At 61.6% G+C, this 16,740-nt stretch carries 16 protein-coding genes; 6 read left to right on the top strand and 10 right to left on the bottom strand.

Annotation, left to right across the window (positions count from 1 at the left end):
• Window positions 1–42: 42 nt before the first annotated feature.
• Complete coding sequence (locus FFM81_RS04640; protein WP_003565959.1) at window positions 43–456, bottom strand: cupin domain-containing protein; 414 nt, start codon at window positions 454–456, stop codon at window positions 43–45.
• A 94-nt stretch (window positions 457–550) separates the two neighbouring features.
• Between FFM81_RS04640 and FFM81_RS04635 the strand changes: the two genes are divergently transcribed.
• The 6 genes from FFM81_RS04635 to FFM81_RS04610 all read left to right on the top strand — a co-directional run bounded on the left by FFM81_RS04635 (window position 551) and on the right by FFM81_RS04610 (window position 9,572).
• On the top strand, window positions 551–1,336 hold the full coding sequence (locus FFM81_RS04635) for an ABC transporter ATP-binding protein (RefSeq protein WP_003565961.1): 786 nt from the start codon (window positions 551–553) through the stop codon (window positions 1,334–1,336).
• Window positions 1,337–1,570: 234 nt separating this feature from the next.
• A complete protein-coding gene (locus tag FFM81_RS04630; protein WP_003565963.1) occupies window positions 1,571–2,500 on the top strand; it encodes an ABC transporter permease in 930 nt (309 codons plus the stop codon).
• Window positions 2,497–3,624, top strand: coding sequence for an ABC transporter permease (locus tag FFM81_RS04625; protein ID WP_003565965.1), 1,128 nt, complete (start codon window positions 2,497–2,499; stop codon window positions 3,622–3,624). Before FFM81_RS04630 ends, FFM81_RS04625 begins: the two co-directional genes overlap by 4 nt.
• A 58-nt stretch (window positions 3,625–3,682) precedes the next feature.
• A complete protein-coding gene (locus FFM81_RS04620) occupies window positions 3,683–4,654 on the top strand; it encodes an ABC transporter substrate-binding protein (protein ID WP_003565968.1) in 972 nt (323 codons plus the stop codon).
• Between the two features lie 394 nt (window positions 4,655–5,048).
• Window positions 5,049–6,239 carry an efflux RND transporter periplasmic adaptor subunit gene (locus tag FFM81_RS04615; RefSeq protein WP_003565969.1) on the top strand — a complete coding sequence of 397 codons (1,191 nt, stop codon included), beginning with the start codon at window positions 5,049–5,051 and terminating at the stop codon, window positions 6,237–6,239.
• A gap of 12 nt (window positions 6,240–6,251) precedes the next feature.
• Entirely contained in the window at window positions 6,252–9,572 is a 3,321-nt protein-coding gene (locus FFM81_RS04610) for an efflux RND transporter permease subunit (protein ID WP_025416890.1), read from the top strand.
• A 105-nt stretch (window positions 9,573–9,677) separates the two neighbouring features.
• On the opposite strand, the gene ureG is transcribed toward FFM81_RS04610, so the two are convergent.
• The 9 genes from ureG to FFM81_RS04565 all read right to left on the bottom strand — a co-directional run bounded on the left by ureG (window position 9,678) and on the right by FFM81_RS04565 (window position 16,734).
• The gene (ureG, locus tag FFM81_RS04605) at window positions 9,678–10,289 is read right to left on the bottom strand and encodes an urease accessory protein UreG (RefSeq protein WP_003565974.1); all 612 of its coding nucleotides are present in this window, start codon (window positions 10,287–10,289) and stop codon (window positions 9,678–9,680) included.
• 85 nt (window positions 10,290–10,374) lie between these two features.
• Complete coding sequence (locus tag FFM81_RS04600; RefSeq protein ID WP_003565976.1) at window positions 10,375–11,046, bottom strand: urease accessory protein UreF; 672 nt, start codon at window positions 11,044–11,046, stop codon at window positions 10,375–10,377.
• A gap of 6 nt (window positions 11,047–11,052) precedes the next feature.
• Window positions 11,053–11,667, bottom strand: a complete 615-nt coding sequence (ureE, locus tag FFM81_RS04595) for an urease accessory protein UreE (protein WP_003565979.1) — start codon at window positions 11,665–11,667, stop codon at window positions 11,053–11,055.
• A gap of 87 nt (window positions 11,668–11,754) precedes the next feature.
• Complete coding sequence (locus FFM81_RS04590; protein WP_003565980.1) at window positions 11,755–12,618, bottom strand: GGDEF domain-containing protein; 864 nt, start codon at window positions 12,616–12,618, stop codon at window positions 11,755–11,757.
• A gap of 329 nt (window positions 12,619–12,947) precedes the next feature.
• A complete protein-coding gene (locus FFM81_RS04585; RefSeq protein ID WP_003565982.1) occupies window positions 12,948–13,619 on the bottom strand; it encodes a TIGR02117 family protein in 672 nt (223 codons plus the stop codon).
• A gap of 34 nt (window positions 13,620–13,653) precedes the next feature.
• Window positions 13,654–15,366: an urease subunit alpha gene (gene ureC, locus FFM81_RS04580; RefSeq protein ID WP_003565983.1), complete on the bottom strand. Its 1,713-nt coding sequence runs from the start codon at window positions 15,364–15,366 to the stop codon at window positions 13,654–13,656.
• Window positions 15,367–15,369: 3 nt separating this feature from the next.
• The gene (locus tag FFM81_RS04575) at window positions 15,370–15,993 is read right to left on the bottom strand and encodes a glycosyltransferase family 29 protein (protein WP_003565985.1); all 624 of its coding nucleotides are present in this window, start codon (window positions 15,991–15,993) and stop codon (window positions 15,370–15,372) included.
• A gap of 10 nt (window positions 15,994–16,003) precedes the next feature.
• Window positions 16,004–16,411 (bottom strand): lysozyme inhibitor LprI family protein, encoded by a 408-nt coding sequence (locus FFM81_RS04570; RefSeq protein ID WP_003565987.1) that lies wholly within the window; start codon window positions 16,409–16,411, stop codon window positions 16,004–16,006.
• Between the two features lie 17 nt (window positions 16,412–16,428).
• Window positions 16,429–16,734: an urease subunit beta gene (locus FFM81_RS04565; RefSeq protein ID WP_138384913.1), complete on the bottom strand. Its 306-nt coding sequence runs from the start codon at window positions 16,732–16,734 to the stop codon at window positions 16,429–16,431.
• Window positions 16,735–16,740 lie beyond the last annotated feature (6 nt).

Genomic DNA, 16,740 nt, shown 5'->3' with positions numbered 1-16,740 from the left:
TACGGCCATCAACTACGGACCGATGCCCCCATGCGGATGACGTCACGCAGGCACCAGCGCGTCCAAATCAGGCAGAAGCACGACGCTTTCCTGCTCGTGCGGATCGGTGCGGGCGATGACCGCCGTGCATGGAGTGCTGCTGAGGTTCGCCGGCATATGCGGCACGCCGGCCGGGATATAGAACAGTTCGCCGGCATGAGTGATGGCGTGATGCTCCAGCCGGTCGCCATACCATGTATGGGCCTCGCCGGAGAGCACGTAGATCGCCGTTTCGTGCGCCTCGTGCAAATGCGCCTTCGCGCGCACGCCGGGCGGGATCGTCAGGAGGTGCATGCAGATGCCCTTGGCGCCGACCGTCTCGGCCGCGATCCCTTCGAAATAGCTGAGCCCCTGCTTGCCGTTATAGGCGTGATTGGGGCGAACGATGTGGCAGGTGGGCTGTGATGTCGCGTCCATTCTTTTCCTCCATGAATTGTGCCGCCGGCAGGGCCTGCGGCGATGGTAGCACGCAAACCGCCTTCCGGCGGCGAAAACAAGATCGGTCGCATTGATGCAAGCACCCTCCGTCGTATCCGCCAAGGAACTCTGTCTTACCTACCAGGCGAATGACGCCCCGGTGCGTGCACTGAGCGATGTCAATCTCGATGTTCGCAAGGGCGATTTCGTCTCTTTCATCGGCCCGTCCGGCTGCGGCAAGACGACCTTCCTGCGCGTCATCGCCGATCTCGAAAAGAGCACCTCGGGCGAGATCCTGATCAACGGTATGACGCCAGAAGAAGCCCGCAAGGCCCGCGCCTACGGCTATGTCTTCCAGGCGCCGGCGCTCTATCCCTGGCGCACCATCGAAAACAATATCGCCCTGCCGCTGGAGATCATGGGCTATTCCAGCGCCGACCGCACGAGGCGTATCGCCGAAGCCCTCGATCTCGTCAGCCTTTCCGGTTTCGAGAAGAAATTTCCCTGGCAGCTTTCCGGCGGCATGCAGCAGCGCGCCTCGATCGCCCGCGCGCTTGCCTTCGACGCCGACCTGCTGCTGATGGACGAGCCCTTCGGCGCGCTCGACGAGATCGTCCGCGACCATCTGAACGAAGAACTGCTGAAGCTCTGGGCGCGCACCAACAAGACGATCTGTTTCGTCACTCATTCCATCCCGGAAGCGGTCTATCTCTCCACCAAGATCGTGGTCATGTCGCCGCGCCCGGGCCGCGTCACCGACGTGATCGACTCGCCCCTGCCGGCCGAACGCCCGCTCGACATCCGGGACACCCCAGAATTCCTGGAAATCGCCCATCGCGTCCGCGAGGGGCTGAGGACGGGGCATAGTCATGAGGTTTAGGCGGTTGAGTTCCAAGGCCACCCCCCTCTGCGCTGCCGGGCATCTCCCCCACAAAGGGGGAGATCAGCAGGTGGCGAAGGCTCCTGCAAACAAGATCAAGGGAGCAACTCCCTACAGAGACAACTGGGAACGACCCGCCATCCTCTTGCCGATCTCCCCCCTTGTGGGGGAGATGCCCGGCAGGGCAGAGGGGGGTAACCGCCCACTCGGCGCCGATACATGGGAGCAATCCCTTTGAAACCAGACACCTTCAAAGGCAAGATCATCCCCGTTACCACGATCCTGCTGGCCCTTATCGCCATCTGGTATGCCGCCGCCGTCCTGATGAACGCGCCGTTTCAGCGTGACATGGACAGCCGCGCCGGCGTCGCGCCGACAACGATGGAATTCATCGGCAAAACGCTCGCGCAGCCGAAGCCGATCCTGCCGGCGCCGCATCAGGTGGCGCAGAACGTCTATGAGAACACATTTCTGCGCAGCCTTTCGAGCAATCGCAGCCTCGTCTATCACAGCTGGGTGACGCTCTCCTCGACCCTGCTCGGCTTTGGCTTCGGCATGCTGCTCGGCATCCTTCTTGCGGTGCTGATCGTGCACAACCGTGCCATGGACCGCTCGCTGATGCCCTGGCTCGTGGCGAGCCAGACCATACCGATCCTCGCCATCGCCCCGATGATCGTCATTATCTCCTACAATGTGCTGACCGGCGACAATGCGATCGCCCATTTGCTGAACCTCGATTCCGACGCTTCCCGTCTCGTCTCCAAGGCACTGATCTCCACCTACCTCTCCTTCTTTCCCGTTGCCGTCGGCATGGTGAAGGGATTGCGGTCGCCTGAGATCATGCATCTCGACCTGATGCGCACATACTATGCAAGCCCGACGCAGACTTTCTGGAAGCTGCGTGTTCCGGCCTCGATCCCCTTTCTCTTCACCTCGATGAAGGTCGCGATCGCCGCCAGCCTCGTCGGCGCCATCGTTGGCGAGTTGCCGACAGGCGCCGTTGCCGGCATCGGCTCGAAGCTGCTTGCCGGCTCCTATTACAGCCAGACCATCGATATCTGGGCAGCCCTCGTCGCCGGATCGTTGCTGGCGGGCATCCTGGTTGCGATTGTCGGCATTGCCGCAAAGATCGTCGACCGTGCCATGGGCGGGAGGCCGGCATGAGACATCTGAGCTCTTCCTGGCAGGGCCTGACCGCTCTCCTCCTCTGCCTGGCGGCGCGGATCAGCCTGCCGCTGCTGGCCGAGGGGGCTTCACGGCCGCTCACCGACGGCACGGCCAGCCTCGTCTTCATCATCGTCATCGCGGCCGCCCTGCTGTCTTTCGCGCCGCAACCGCCGGCCTACCGCGCCACCGTGCTGTTCATCGGCGCGCATGGCGCCGCTTGGATGCTGCTTTCCGCTCTCTCCGGCAACGAGGGCATGGCGACACGGGCTTTCTTCCTGCTGCTCTTTGCCTGCTGGCTGCTGGCCTGGCGATGCGTGACGGAGCTCTCAAAACTGCAGCCCGTCACTACCTTCGGCAAATCGATACTCCAGCTGCTGATCCCGGCAATCTTCGGTGCCTGGATCCTCATCCTTTGGGAAGCGGTCACGCGCGGCGGCGGCATCCCGTTCATCATCTTGCCGCCGCCGAGCGCCATCGGCACCCGCATCATGGCCTCCCTGCCGATCCTCGGCGCGGACGTCAGGCAGACGATCTTCAAGGCGGTGCTGATCGGTTACATCGTCGGCTGCCTCAGCGGCTTTGTCGTCGCGGTGCTGGCCGACCGCGTCGTCTTCCTGCGCCGAGGCCTGCTGCCGATCGGCAACATGGTGTCGGCCCTGCCGATCATCGGTGTCGCCCCCGTGATGGTCATGTGGTTCGGCTTCGACTGGCCGTCCAAGGCCGCCGTCGTCATCATCATGACCTTCTTCCCGATGCTGGTGAACACCGTCGCCGGCCTTGCCGCCTCCGGCAGCATGGAGCGCGATCTGATGCGCACCTATGCCTCAAGCGACTGGCAGACGCTGCTGAAGCTCAAGCTTCCGGCAGCCATGCCCTTCATCTTCAACGCACTGAAGATCAACTCGACGCTGGCGCTGATTGGTGCCATCGTTGCCGAATTCTTCGGAACGCCGATCGTCGGCATGGGCTTCCGCATCTCTACCGAGATCGGCCGCATGAATGTCGACATGGTCTGGGCGGAAATTGCCGTCGCGGCGCTGGCCGGCTCGATTTTTTATGGCATCATCGCCCTGACCGAACGGGCGGTGACGTTCTGGCATCCGTCTATCCGTGGTGGCTAGGCGCGCACGGGGTTCGGAAATGAGCCCGGGCATAACTTCAGAGGGTAAGGATAAGAAAATGAGAAAGTTGATGGTTGCAATGATGGCAAGCGCGATGTCGCTTGCAGCAGCCCATGCGATGGCCGCCGATAAGGTCGTGCTGCAGCTGAAATGGGTCACGCAGGGCCAGTTCGGCGGTTATTACGTCGCCAAGGACAAGGGCTTCTACAAGGAAGAAGGCCTCGACGTCGACATCAAGCCGGGCGGCCCCGATATCGCTCCCGAGCAGGTGATCGCCGGCGGCGGCGCCGATGTCATCGTCGACTGGATGGGCGGCGCGCTGGTTGCCCGGGAAAAGGGCGTTCCGCTCGTCAACATCGCCCAGCCCTACCAGAAGTCGGGCCTGGAAATGATTTGCCGCAAGGATGGCCCGGTCAAGACCGAAGCCGACTTCAAGGGTCACACGCTCGGCGTCTGGTTCTTCGGCAACGAATATCCTTTCTTCGCCTGGATGAACAAGCTGGGCCTGTCCACTGAAGGCGGCGCCAACGGCGTCACCGTGCTGAAGCAGAGCTTCGACGTGCAGCCGCTCGTTCAGAAGCAGGCCGACTGCATCTCGGTGATGACCTACAATGAATACTGGCAGGCGATCGATGCCGGCTTCAAGCCGGAAGAACTGACGGTCTTCAACTACACCGAGATGGGCAATGACCTTCTCGAAGACGGCCTCTATGCGATGCAAGACAAGCTGAAGGATCCGGCCTTCAAGGAGAAGATGGTCAAATTCGTCCGCGCTTCGATGAAGGGCTGGAAATATGCGACCGAAAACCCCGACGAAGCCGCCGAGATCGTCATGGACAACGGCGGCCAGGACGAGAACCACCAGAAGCGAATGATGGGCGAAGTCGCAAAGCTGGTCGGCGACGGCTCGGGCAAGCTTGATGAGGCGCTCTATGCCCGCACGGCAAAGGCGTTGCTCGACCAGAAGATCATCAGCAAGGAGCCCTCGGGCGCCTGGACGCATGACATCACGGACGCGGCGGCCAAGTAATCGCCGCGATATTCCAAACCGAAACGCGCGGAAGATTTTCCGCGCGTTTCTTTTTTCAAGTCGATGAAAAAAATGCCTTGCAACTGTCGCATTTATCGGGCGTCAAACGTCATTGGGGTAGAAGCGCGATCAATCATCGTCATGTTCGCATAACCTTGCGGTGATTGATTCAGGTTCTGATGGTAATTATTATCGGCTCATGGGGAATTGTTTTCTGCCGGGCTTGCATATCGAGCAATTCGATACCAACTAGAAGCCGATTTGCCGACGAGGGACAAGACGGCAATGATGTGTGGATACCCCTGAGAATGCAGGAAAGGCAGTGGCCTGGTCGCGAGCTGAGTGGCAGACGCGCGAGTTCGGCTAAGCTTGTTACAAGATTGGACGAAAACGCATGGCACGCAAGCCGATTGGAATTCTAGGCGCCTCTACCCTTTTTGCAGCGGCTCTTGCCGCATCCACTGCATTTTCGCAGGAAAAGCCGGTTGAAAAGCCGCAACAGAATCTGCCGGCAATCGTCGTTACCAAGGCTGTCAACCGCACCCTCGTCGACCGTGTCATCGGTACGGGAACGGTCAAGCCCGTCGAGGAAGTCTATATCCAGCCGCAGGTCGAGGGCCTGTCGATCCGCACGCTGAAGGCCGATATCGGCGACAGGGTTCAGGCGGAAAGCACGTTGGCGACGCTCAACGATGATGCGCTGGTGCTGGAGAAAAGCCAGATGATGGCGACCAAAGCCAAGGGCGAGGCAAGCCTGGCCCAGTTGCGCGCCCAGCTCATCGAGGCGCAGGCCAATGCTGAACAGGCCCGGCAGCAGCAGGCCCGCTCCCAGGAAATGGGCAAGAAGGGCACGGTTTCCACTGCCCAGGTCGAACAGGCCGATGCGACCGCCGCCGCCGCCAATGCTCGCGTCGTCTCAGCCGAACAGGCGATCGAGGTCGCCGAAGCGGATCTCAAGGTCTTCGACAGCCAGATCGCCGATGCGGATCTGAAGCTGGCGCGCACCGATGTGAAGACGCCAGTGGCCGGCACGGTCTCGGCAAAGAATGCCAAGGTCGGCGCCATTGCCGCCGGCAACGGCGACCCGCTGTTCACCCTCATCCGCGACGGCGATGTCGAGCTTGTCGCAGAGGTCGCCGAAAGCGACATTGTCAGGGTCATGGCCGGCCAGAAGGCGGCGATTTCGCTTTCCGGCAGCCGCGAGAAGCTTTCCGGCGCCGTGCGCCTGGTATCGCCGACTGTCGATCCCACCACCCGCCTCGGTCTCGTCCATATCTCCATCGACGACGATAGCAAGGCGCGTTCGGGCATGTATGGCAGCGCCGAGATCATCGTCCGCGAGACCGAAGGCGTATCGCTTCCCCTGACCGCCGTGCTGACCGGTAACGAAGGCTCGTCCGCCCGCAAGGTCGAGGATGGCGTGGTGAAATTCGCCAAGGTCGAGACCGGCATCCAGGACGGCGCCTATGTCGAGATCGTCGATGGATTGAAGACCGGCGACGAGGTCGTGGCCAAGGCGGGCGCTTATGTCCGTGATGGCGACCACATCACGCCGGTGCGTGAACAGCCCCCGGCTTCCAACTAAAGAGACCAACCGATGAATTTTTCAGCCTGGTCCATTCGAAACCCAATCGCGCCGCTCCTGGCCTTCTGCCTGTTGATCTTCATCGGCATGCAGTCCTTCAACAAGCTGCCGATCACGCGCTTCCCGAACATCGACGTGCCGCTGGTTTCGATCAGCGTGACGCAGAGCGGTGCTTCGCCGGCCGAACTCGAAATGCAGGTGACCAAGGAGATCGAAGATGCGATCGCCTCCATCACCGGCATCGACGAAATCCAGTCGACGGTGACCGACGGCAGCTCGCAGACCAACGTCATGTTCCGAATGGAAGTGCCGACGGAACAGGCGGTACAGGACGTCAAGGACGCGATCGATCGCATCCGCAGCGATTTGCCGGCAACCGCCGAAGCACCGATTGTCACCAAGGTCGATGTCGAAGGCCAAGCGATCCAGACCTTCGCCGTTTCCTCGCCTGATATGTCGCTGGAAGAGCTTTCCTGGTTTGTCGACGATACGGTCAAGCGGGCGCTCCAGGGCCAGGCCGGCATCGGCCGCGTCGACCGCTACGGCGGCGCGGAACGCGAAGTGCGTATCGAACTCACTCCCGGCAAGCTCGATGCCTATGGCATCACCGCCGCAAGCGTGAACCAGCAGCTGCGCGGCACCAACATCGACCTCGGCTCGGGCCGCGGCCAGGTGGCCGGCAGCGAACAGGCGATCCGCGTTCTGGGCGACGCCCGAAATGTCGCCGAACTCGCCGACACCACGATCGCGCTGCCGAATGGCCGCTTCGTCAAGCTGTCCGATCTCGGTGTCATCAAGGACACCTATGAGGAGCCCAAATCCTTCTCGCGCTTCGACGCCACGCCCGTTGTCACCTTCGGCGTCTTCCGCTCGAAGGGCGCCAGCGAAGTGAGCGTCGCCGAGACCGTGGCTCAGAGTCTGGACAAGGTCCGGACTGAAAACCCGAACGTGAAGATCGAACTCATCGACGATTCGGTCTATTTCACCTATGGCAACTACGAAGCCGCCATCCACACGCTGCTTGAAGGCGCCTTGCTCGCAGTCATCGTCGTCTTCCTGTTCCTGAGGAATTGGCGCGCGACGCTGATTTCGGCAATCGCCCTTCCGCTGTCTGCGATCCCGACCTTCTGGATCATGGACATGATGGGCTTCTCGCTGAACCTCGTCAGCTTCCTTGCCTTGACGCTCGCGACCGGCATCCTCGTCGACGATGCGATCGTCGAAATCGAAAACATCGCCCGTCACATCAAGATGGGCAAGACGCCTTATCGGGCGGCGATCGAGGCGGCGGATGAAATCGGCCTTGCCGTCATCGCCACCACCTTCACCATCATCGCCGTCTTCGTGCCGGTTTCTTTCATGCCGGGCATTCCGGGCCAATACTTCATCCAGTTCGGCCTGACCGTCGCCTTCTCGGTCTTCTTCTCGTTGATGGTCGCGCGCCTCATCACCCCGATGATGGCCGCCTATCTCATGCGTGCAGAAGACGGCGTCGACGATCATCACGACAATGATAGCCTGCTGATGCGTGGATACACACGCCTCATACGCGGCACGACCGGGCGCTGGTACACGCGTTACGCGACGCTGCTTGTCGCGTTCGGCTTTTTGGCCGGCTCCATTATGCTGCTGATGCAGGTTCCGGGCAGCTTCCTGCCGCCCGAAGACGCCTCGCGCATCGTGCTCTCCGTCGAACTGCCGCCGAATGCACGGCTTGACGATACCGAAAAGACGACGGATGCGATCTATGACAGGGTCAAGGATATCAACGGTGTTGAAAGCGTCTTCGTGCTCGGCGGCGCATCGCCGAAGGGCGATCTCGAATTGCGCCGCGCGACCATCACGTTGGCACTTCACAAGCTGGACCAATCACTGATTAAGAAGATGGTCAATGACGGGCTCGGCCGTATCCCGGTCATCGGTCCGATGCTGCCGAAGGTGGAAGTCCACGGACGTGAACGTCCGCAATGGGATATCGAAAAGGAAGTCTTCGCCAAGCTGCGCGACATTCCCGACGTCCGTATCCTGAAGCTCAACGACCGCGGCGAACGCGACCTCGCCTTCAACTTCCTCTCCAAGAACGAGAAGGATCTGAACGACGCTGTCGGCGTTCTGGAATCCAAGCTCCGCGCCGATCCGCTACTGGCCAATGTCAGCGCCGACGGCGCCCTGCCCCGTCCGGAACTGCAGGTTTATCCGCGCAAGGACGAAGCCGCACGCCTCGGCATCACGCCGCAGCAGATCTCCGAGACGATCCGTGTCGCCACTATCGGCGATGTCGATGCGGCACTTGCGAAGATCTCGCTCGACGATCGCCAGATCCCGATCCGCGTGCAGGCGGCGGTCGACATGCGCCGAGATCTCTCAGCCATCCGCGCACTGAAGATCCAAACCGCCAGCGGCGGCACCGTTCCGCTCGCAAGCGTCGCCAATATCGACTATTCGGAAGGCGTAAGCTCGATCAAGCGCAACAACCGTTACCGCGTCGTCTCGATCGGCTCCGACCTGCCGCAGGGCGTGGCGCTCGACACGGCTTCGGCGCGCTTCCGCGAGATCGTCAAGGAGGCCAACATTCCGGCTTCGGTGCACCTTGCCGAAAGCGGCGACACCAAGGTGCAAAGCGAGATGCAGCAGAGCTTCGTCAACGCCATGCTGATGGGCCTGCTGCTGGTGCTGACAGTTCTGATCCTGCTCTTCAAGGACGTGATCCAGCCCTTCACCATCCTGTTCTCGCTGCCGCTCGCCATCGGCGGCGTCGCGGCGGCTCTGATCATCACTAGCAATCCGCTGTCGATGCCTGTGATGATCGGCATCCTGATGCTGATGGGTGTCGTCACCAAGAACGCCATCCTGCTCGTCGATTTCGCCATCGAGATGCGCCACCAGGGCATGGCTCGCGTCGAAGCCATGGTCGAAGCCGGCCGCAAGCGCGCCCGGCCGATCATCATGACCTCGATCGCCATGTCGGCGGGCATGCTGCCCTCGGCGCTCGGCGTCGGCGAAGGCGGCTCGTTCCGCGCGCCGATGGCAATCGCGGTGATCGGCGGCATTATCGTCTCGACGGTACTCTCGCTTGTCGTCGTGCCCTCCTTCTTCCTGATCATGGACGACCTGTCGCGCCTGCTCGGCTGGGCGTTCGGTCGCCTGGTCGGCAAGAAGGACGAGGAGGAACTGCCGCTGTCGCGTGAGGATCTCACCCGCGTTAGCCGCGAAAACCGCAACGATATCGACTCGCTGGACGAGCGCCTGACGGCGATCGAAAAGCCGGCAGACAAACGCAAGAAGGCCAACGACACCAACGTGCTCCGCCTGCCGCCTTTTGCGGCGGAGTGAGCAATGGCTCACGAAATCAAAAGGGCCGGGAGCGATCTCCCGGCCCTTTTTGCTTTACCGATTGTCGCCCAGCCGTGAGCGACTTCAGCTGCGGCGGGCTGCCCCTCAAAGCCCGCCCTGTTCTCTCAGAAAACTGACGATCGAGTTGACGCCGTCGCCGCGTTTCATGTCGGAGAAGACGAAGGGACGTTGGGCGCGCATACGCGTGGCATCCCGGTCCATCACCTCGAGATCGGCGCCGACATAGGGCGCCAGATCCTTCTTGTTGATGACCAGCAGGTCCGACCGGGTGATGCCGGGCCCGCCCTTGCGCGGGATTTCCTCGCCCTGACAGACGGAGATGACATAGATAGTGATATCGGCAAGATCGGGCGAAAAGGTCGCCGCCAGATTGTCGCCGCCAGACTCGATGAAGACCACGTCGAGATCGGGAATCCGCGCGTTGAGGCCGGCGATCGCCTGAAGATTGATGGTCGCATCCTCGCGAATGGCGGTATGCGGGCAGCCGCCGGTCTCCACACCTACGATACGGTCGGAAGGCAGTGCCTGCATGCGCACCAGCGCTTCGGCATCCTCTGTCGTGTAGATGTCGTTGGTAACGACCGCGACAGAATAGTCATCGCGCATCGCCTTGCAGAGCTTTTCGGTCAGCGCCGTTTTGCCCGAGCCGACCGGCCCGCCGATGCCGACGCGCAGAGGTCCGTTTCTTGACTTCATCTGTTTTACTCCAATCGAAGGGCGATGATAGCGACCTGACCGGCGCGCGCCACCGTCAAATGACGCAGTTCCCGCCGATAATTTTTCACGAGCGGAACAGCCGCGTCGCCTGCGTTTCATGACGCAGACTGGCAATATCGGCTTGCACCGTCGCCGAACCCAGATCGTCGAGCGTCGAGGCCGCCGCCCGCCGGGCGACCTCCGTGAGGCGCTGCTCCAGGCCGGCAAGCACGGCAACGCCATCCTTCTGGCCGGCGACACCGAGACGGATGCCGGATGACACCGCTTGCGAGGCATAAGCATGCAGGAAGGCGGCGAGCGCCTTTTCGAGCCCTATGCCATGCGCACCGGTTACTGCCCCGACTGCGATGGGATAGGCGGCCTGCTTAGCCAGCCTCTCGAACACATCGTCCGGCCAGGCCCGCGCCGCGGCCAGGAAGGCCTCGCCGAGCAACATTGTCTCCTGGTGGCGCTCGCGCGATCCGGCAAGTGCAGCGGCAAGTGCAGCGATCTCAGCAAGCTGCGCAGCATCCGCCTGGTGCCTGTAACTTTGAGCCAGAAGCACCGCATCGTTCCAGACCGAACCATCGCCGGTCAGTGTGCCGATCCAGGCCGCAAGCGAACTCGCATCCGTGACGAGCCCGTCGGCCACGGCCCGCTCCAGCCCGCCCGAATAGGCAAAGCTGCCGATCGGAAAGGCCGGCGAGAGCCATGCCGTCAGGCGCAGCAATGCCTGCAGCTCAGGGTCCCCAGTCATCGCGCCTCAGTCGTGCTTGTGGCCGTGATGGCCGTGGTCATGTTCATGATGCGGCCCGTGGTCATGGTTGCATCCTGGCCCATGCACGTGCTCGTGGCCGTGATCATGTTTGTGTCCATGGTCATGATGGTGATCGTGGTCGTGTCCACGGTCGTGAGCCGCATGTCCATGATCATGCGAATGTCCACCATGGGAATGATAGGCTCCGCGCGCCGGCTGGAAGGGCTCGTCGATATCGAGGACGGTGGCGCCGAGCCCCTGCAGCATCGTGCGGATAACGTGATCGCGCAGGATAACGACGCGGTCTTCCTCGATCTGGGCCGCGAGATGACGGTTGCCGAGATGCCAGGCTAGCTCGACCAGATGTGTGCGGTCACGGCCGCGAATCTCGAAGAGCTTCTCATCGGCCGCGAGGATCTCGATCAGTTCGCCGTCGTCGCGCACCAGCAGGTCACCATTGGCGAAAAGCACCGGGTCCTTGAGATCGAGCATGACCATCTCGCCATTTTCCAGATGCAGCAGCTTGCGGCGCAGATGGCGCAGGTCATGCGGCAGCTTGACCTGGGCGGTCGGATGGGAGGAAGGGGTTCCGGCGGGCAGATAGGAGGTAACGCGCTGCATGATATGTCCGTTTTGCTGAGGCGACGACCATGCAAAATAGCCTCTCCCGATGCAAGCACCAATGGCCTTTTGCTCGGAACGGGGCTTTTATATTCCGTATGCCTGCATCACGTTGTCGCTCTCAACTCCCCGGCCCTTAGCATCGAGGCCATTGTCGACGAGCCCGTGCCAGGCGTGATGCAAACCTTCCCGCTCATGTACGACGCGATTGCGCCCGAGTGCCTTGGCTAGATAGAGCGCCCGGTCCGCCGAAGCATAGACCGCCTGCTTGCCGCGCCCGGCGGCGAGATCGGCAACACCGCCGGAAACGGTAATGCGGATATCGTGTTCCTCGGCCGCGATGGCGCCGCTTGCGATCCGGGCCCGGACAGCTTCGATGCGCTCCATCCGCGCTTCCAGCGGCTCGCCGGAGATGATGACGCCGAACTCCTCCCCACCCAGCCGTGCAACGACGGACATTTCGTCGAAGGCGGATGTGAGCATGGCGGAGACCGCGGTGATGACGGCATCGCCGCAGGCATGGCCGAAGCGATCGTTGATCGCCTTGAAGCGGTCGACATCGAATATAACAAGCGAGGCGTTGCCCTCGGTATTCTCGAGCGCCTCTGCGAAGGCACGCCGGTTCAACAGGCCCGAAAGCGTGTCGGTGCGGCTGAGCTTTTCGAACTCCGCTCGCGACAGTGTCAATTCGTGCAGGGCAAAACCGGCTGCCAGCGACAGCATACCGGAAACCGTGCCGCCGACGAGCCAGGAAAAAATGGCGCCGAAACCGATCGCATGCGCAAGCGTCACCGGCAGCAGCCCGAAAAAGCCGAGCGGCGGTATCGTCAGCGCCATGATGACGCCGGAGAAAAGGACTGCAAGAAAGCTCATCTTCAACGCAAAGAGATAGACGTTCCTGCGATATTGAAAATTGCCGAAATCGGCCTGCAGCGACATCCAGCTTCTCATGAGAATCGACCTTCCTGCCCGGCGTTTCAAGGCATTGATAGGAGCCCAATTGCTGCGGGTGTCTTAATCGACTCGTTAAAATTGAACGGTTTCCGACGATTCGATGGACAGATTTTTTCTAGCAGGAGATGCAGCATCGCAATCCCTGAATCGCACACTACAGAGGGACACCTAGGCGATTGATTTAAAACGGCTTTGTCAGACAAGATAGTGGGGCTGTTCCAGAATGGTCTAACTGGAAAAAATACCAGCTTCTCCACTGATTTTTACAACCGAATGGAGAGTGTCGTTCACAATTCACAGGAAGAGCTGCCCGGCGTGCGGCTGCTTCAATTGTAGACACTCATGGACAATCGCAATGATTGTGGAAACGGGTTCCATAAGCCGGTCCGAAGCCCCGCCGAGCGGAGCGCAGCGGCCGTCCAGGTGTTGCAGCCGAAGAGGGCGTTGAAATATCCCTTGGCCTCGAAGAACCGATCGATCTCGCCGTAACCGGCATCGGAAATCGGCGCCACCACGCCCGTGTCGCGAACGAAGCTGTCCGAGATAAAATTGCGCAGCCGCCTCATTTGATCGCCGCCGATATCGAATGCCGCAATGCTGGGCTGCGGCTCGGTGATGTGACCGGCAAGGTCCACATGCATCACCGAACGGTCGATCGTCAGTGCCCGCAGCACCGGCAGCGGCTTCAGTTCCCCCCAGGTCGGAGTTTCCAAATAGAAAGAGCGGCCGCCCCAGCCGACGATGAGCCATTCAGCATTCGGATGGCCGAGCGGAAAACCAGGATCGTCGAGAAACGAAAAAGCAGCCCGCGTCTCCTCGTCCAGCGGAATGGCAATATCGGTATGGATCGGGCCCGACAGCAGGAGAATCCGATGTGTTGCCGCCGCAGACGACGCCTTGACCGGGGCAATCAGCGGCCGGGGAATGAAGGTCCCGAATGCCACTGAAAGCACCAGCAGAACCAAAACCCGCAAGAGCCAGCGGATACCTGTCCTCATCGAAACGACCAGTGACGCATCGAACGAAGCGGGCTTAGAACAGGAAATAGCGCTGCGCCATCGGCAGCACCGTCGCCGGCTCGCATGTCAGTAATTCGCCGTTCGCCCTGACCTCATAGGTTTCCGGGTCGACCTCGATCTCGGGTGTCAGATCGTTGTGGATCATCGACGCCTTGGAGATGCCGCCGCGCGTATTCTTCACCGCCACCAGTTCCTTGGCGACGCCGAGCCGGCCCTTCAGCCCGGCATCGAGCGAAGCCTGGCTGACGAAGGTGACGGAGGAATTGGTGAGGCTCCTGCCATAGGAGGCAAACATCGGCCGGTAATGCACCGGCTGCGGTGTCGGGATCGAGGCATTAGGGTCGCCCATCGGGGCCGCCGCGATCGAGCCGCCGAGCAGCACCATGTCGGGTTTCACGCCGAAGAAGGCCGGGTTCCAGAGCACGAGGTCGGCGCGCTTGCCGATCTCCACCGAGCCGATCTCGTGGCTGAGACCATGAGCGATCGCCGGATTGATCGTGTATTTGGCGATATAGCGGCGGACTCGGAAATTGTCGTTGTCGCCTTTTTCCTCCTTCAGCCGGCCGCGCTGGCGTTTCATCTTGTCGGCCGTCTGCCAGGTGCGGATCGCCACCTCGCCGACGCGGCCCATTGCCTGGCTGTCGGACGAGATGATCGAGAAGGCGCCGATATCGTGCAGAATGTCTTCCGCTGCGATCGTCTCCTTGCGGATGCGACTTTCGGCAAAGGCGATATCCTCGGGGATCGACGGCGACAGGTGATGGCAGACCATCAGCATATCCAGATGCTCGGCGATGGTGTTGACCGTATAGGGCCGCGTCGGATTGGTCGACGACGGGATGACGTTCGGCTGGCCGCAGATCTTGATGATATCGGGCGCATGCCCGCCGCCCGCCCCTTCCGTGTGGAAGGCGTGGATGGTACGGCCCTTGATGGCGCCGATCGTATCCTCGACGAAGCCGCTTTCGTTCAGCGTATCGGTGTGGATCATCACCTGCACGTCGTATTCGTCGGCGACCGACAGGCAGCAGTCGATGGCGCCGGGTGTCGTACCCCAGTCCTCGTGCAGCTTCAGCGAGGTGGCGCCGGCCAGCACCATTTCGGTCAGCGCCCCCGGCAGCGAGGCATTGCCCTTGCCGGCGAAGGCGAGGTTCATCGGGAAGGCATCGGCCGCTTCGATCATGCGCGCGAGATGCCAGGGACCGGGCGTGCAGGTGGTGGCAAGCGTGCCGTGCGCCGGCCCCGTGCCGCCGCCGAGCATGCAGGTCATGCCTGACATCAGCGCCTCTTCGATCTGCTGCGGCGCGATGAAGTGGATATGGCTGTCCATGCCGCCAGCAGTGACGATCTTGCCTTCGGCGGCGATCGCCTCCGTGCCCGGGCCGACGATGATATTGACGCCGGGCTGCATATCGGGGTTACCGGCCTTGCCAATCGCAACGATGCGCCCGTTCTTCAGGCCGATATCGGCCTTGTAGATCCCCGAATGGTCGACGATCACCGCATTGGTGATGACGGTATCGACCGCGCCGTCCGCCCGCGTCACCTGGCTCTGGCCCATGCCGTCGCGGATGACCTTGCCGCCGCCGAACTTCACCTCCTCGCCATAGGTGGTGAAATCCTTCTCGATCTCGATGAAGAGCTCCGTATCGGCAAGGCGTACCTTGTCGCCGGTGGTCGGTCCGAACATGCCGGCATAGGCGGCGCGCGAGATCTTATAGGGCATCCATCAGGCTCCGTGGGAGGAAGAGACAAGTGTTTTTCCGCCGAGCCGCCTGAGGCGGCCGGCGGCAATATAGCGATCGACAAGCTGTCGTTCGGCTGCAAACGGGTGCCATTCCCAGCCGACGTGACCAAAGCCGGCCAGCATCACCTCGGCATCGGCATATGCGTTCAGCACCTTGGCAATGACGATCATACCGCTGCTTGGCACGACATAGGGCGGAGGCGCAAAGGCCGAAAGCGCGGCATCGACCGCCTCATGAATCGACTTGTCGATCACGACATGCGTCTTGCCGGTATCAGCGCAGAAGGCGATGAACGCGTCCGTGTAGTCGTCGCAGAAATCATCGAGATCAGGATGCGAGACGGCAAGCGGCGCCCGCATCGCGGCGAATTTCTCCGGATCGCGCACGCTCCAGATTTCGCCGGCCGAAACGACGCCGGGATGAACGCGCCACTCAGGCGAACCGAGCATCGCCTTTGCCGGCCGGCCGGTGTTGCAAACCGCGACGGCATCCGTCCGGCTGCCGCTGGCGCCATAGGAGCGGCAATCGTTGAAGCGGATGACGAAATCGGCGGCATCGATGATGCCTGCCTCCGCGTCTGCGACCTCGCCATTGCCGACGATCACGATCCTCACCTTAGTTGCTCATCGTGTCTTCGAGCTCTTTCAGCTCTTTGGTGCGTTTGTCGGTGATATTAGCGAGGCACCCGGCGACCAGCATCGGCTCCATCGTGCCGCCACGGGCCTGGAAGCCGAAAGCGTCGCACTCGGCGTCGCGATAATCGATCCAGGCGCGTTGCGCCTTGACCAGCGCCTGCTCCGCGCCCTTCATGTCGCCATCCAAGTCCTTGTCGACCGCCGCAAGAGCCGCGCGAGTCTTCTTATATTGCACATTCAGAGCCTTGTCGGCGGTCTCGTGGCGCGCCGCCTCGCAGGACGTCATATCCGACTGCGTCTTGGGATTGTTGCAATCGACATCCTGAGCGGAGGCAGCACCTGCCGTCAGCAATATCGCCGCCCCGATCAGGGAGACATTCAAACGCATCTATCTCTCCTGTTATTCTAAAGCTTGCCCATCACCAGCTGACGGAAGCCATAAACTTCGCGCTTGCCGGAAAGCGGGATCAGCGTCACCGAGCGCGTCTGCCCCGGCTCGAAGCGCACCGCCGTTCCCGCCGGAATATCGAGCCGCTTGCCATGCGACGCTGCGCGGTCGAAGGAAAGCCCGGCATTGGTCTCGGCGAAATGATAGTGGCTGCCGACCTGCACCGGCCGGTCGCCGGTATTGGACACTTCCAGCGTCACCGTCGGTGCGCCGGCATTCAGTTCGATGTCGCCGCTTGCGGCAATGATTTCGCCCGGAATCATAGAGTT

This window comes from Rhizobium hidalgonense (assembly GCF_005862185.2).
Classification (GTDB): Bacteria; Pseudomonadota; Alphaproteobacteria; order Rhizobiales; family Rhizobiaceae; genus Rhizobium; species Rhizobium hidalgonense.
The sequence above is the reverse complement of the archived record's forward strand: the minus strand, read 5'-3'. Positions and strand labels throughout refer to the sequence as shown.

What these genes read in the sequence shown, in the direction of transcription:
- FFM81_RS04615 (WP_003565969.1), top strand. Translation starts at nt 5,049, where the DNA reads ATGGCACGCAAGCCGATTGGAATTCTAGGCGCCTCTACCCTTTTTGCA.
- ureC (WP_003565983.1), bottom strand. Translation starts at nt 15,366, where the DNA reads ATGCCCTATAAGATCTCGCGCGCCGCCTATGCCGGCATGTTCGGACCG.
- FFM81_RS04640 (WP_003565959.1), bottom strand. Translation starts at nt 456, where the DNA reads ATGGACGCGACATCACAGCCCACCTGCCACATCGTTCGCCCCAATCAC.
- FFM81_RS04585 (WP_003565982.1), bottom strand. Translation starts at nt 13,619, where the DNA reads ATGAGGACAGGTATCCGCTGGCTCTTGCGGGTTTTGGTTCTGCTGGTG.
- FFM81_RS04565 (WP_138384913.1), bottom strand. Translation starts at nt 16,734, where the DNA reads ATGATTCCGGGCGAAATCATTGCCGCAAGCGGCGACATCGAACTGAAT.
- FFM81_RS04570 (WP_003565987.1), bottom strand. Translation starts at nt 16,411, where the DNA reads ATGCGTTTGAATGTCTCCCTGATCGGGGCGGCGATATTGCTGACGGCA.
- FFM81_RS04600 (WP_003565976.1), bottom strand. Translation starts at nt 11,046, where the DNA reads ATGACTGGGGACCCTGAGCTGCAGGCATTGCTGCGCCTGACGGCATGG.
- FFM81_RS04590 (WP_003565980.1), bottom strand. Translation starts at nt 12,618, where the DNA reads ATGAGAAGCTGGATGTCGCTGCAGGCCGATTTCGGCAATTTTCAATAT.
- FFM81_RS04635 (WP_003565961.1), top strand. Translation starts at nt 551, where the DNA reads ATGCAAGCACCCTCCGTCGTATCCGCCAAGGAACTCTGTCTTACCTAC.
- FFM81_RS04625 (WP_003565965.1), top strand. Translation starts at nt 2,497, where the DNA reads ATGAGACATCTGAGCTCTTCCTGGCAGGGCCTGACCGCTCTCCTCCTC.
- ureG (WP_003565974.1), bottom strand. Translation starts at nt 10,289, where the DNA reads ATGAAGTCAAGAAACGGACCTCTGCGCGTCGGCATCGGCGGGCCGGTC.
- FFM81_RS04610 (WP_025416890.1), top strand. Translation starts at nt 6,252, where the DNA reads ATGAATTTTTCAGCCTGGTCCATTCGAAACCCAATCGCGCCGCTCCTG.
- ureE (WP_003565979.1), bottom strand. Translation starts at nt 11,667, where the DNA reads ATGCAGCGCGTTACCTCCTATCTGCCCGCCGGAACCCCTTCCTCCCAT.
- FFM81_RS04620 (WP_003565968.1), top strand. Translation starts at nt 3,683, where the DNA reads ATGAGAAAGTTGATGGTTGCAATGATGGCAAGCGCGATGTCGCTTGCA.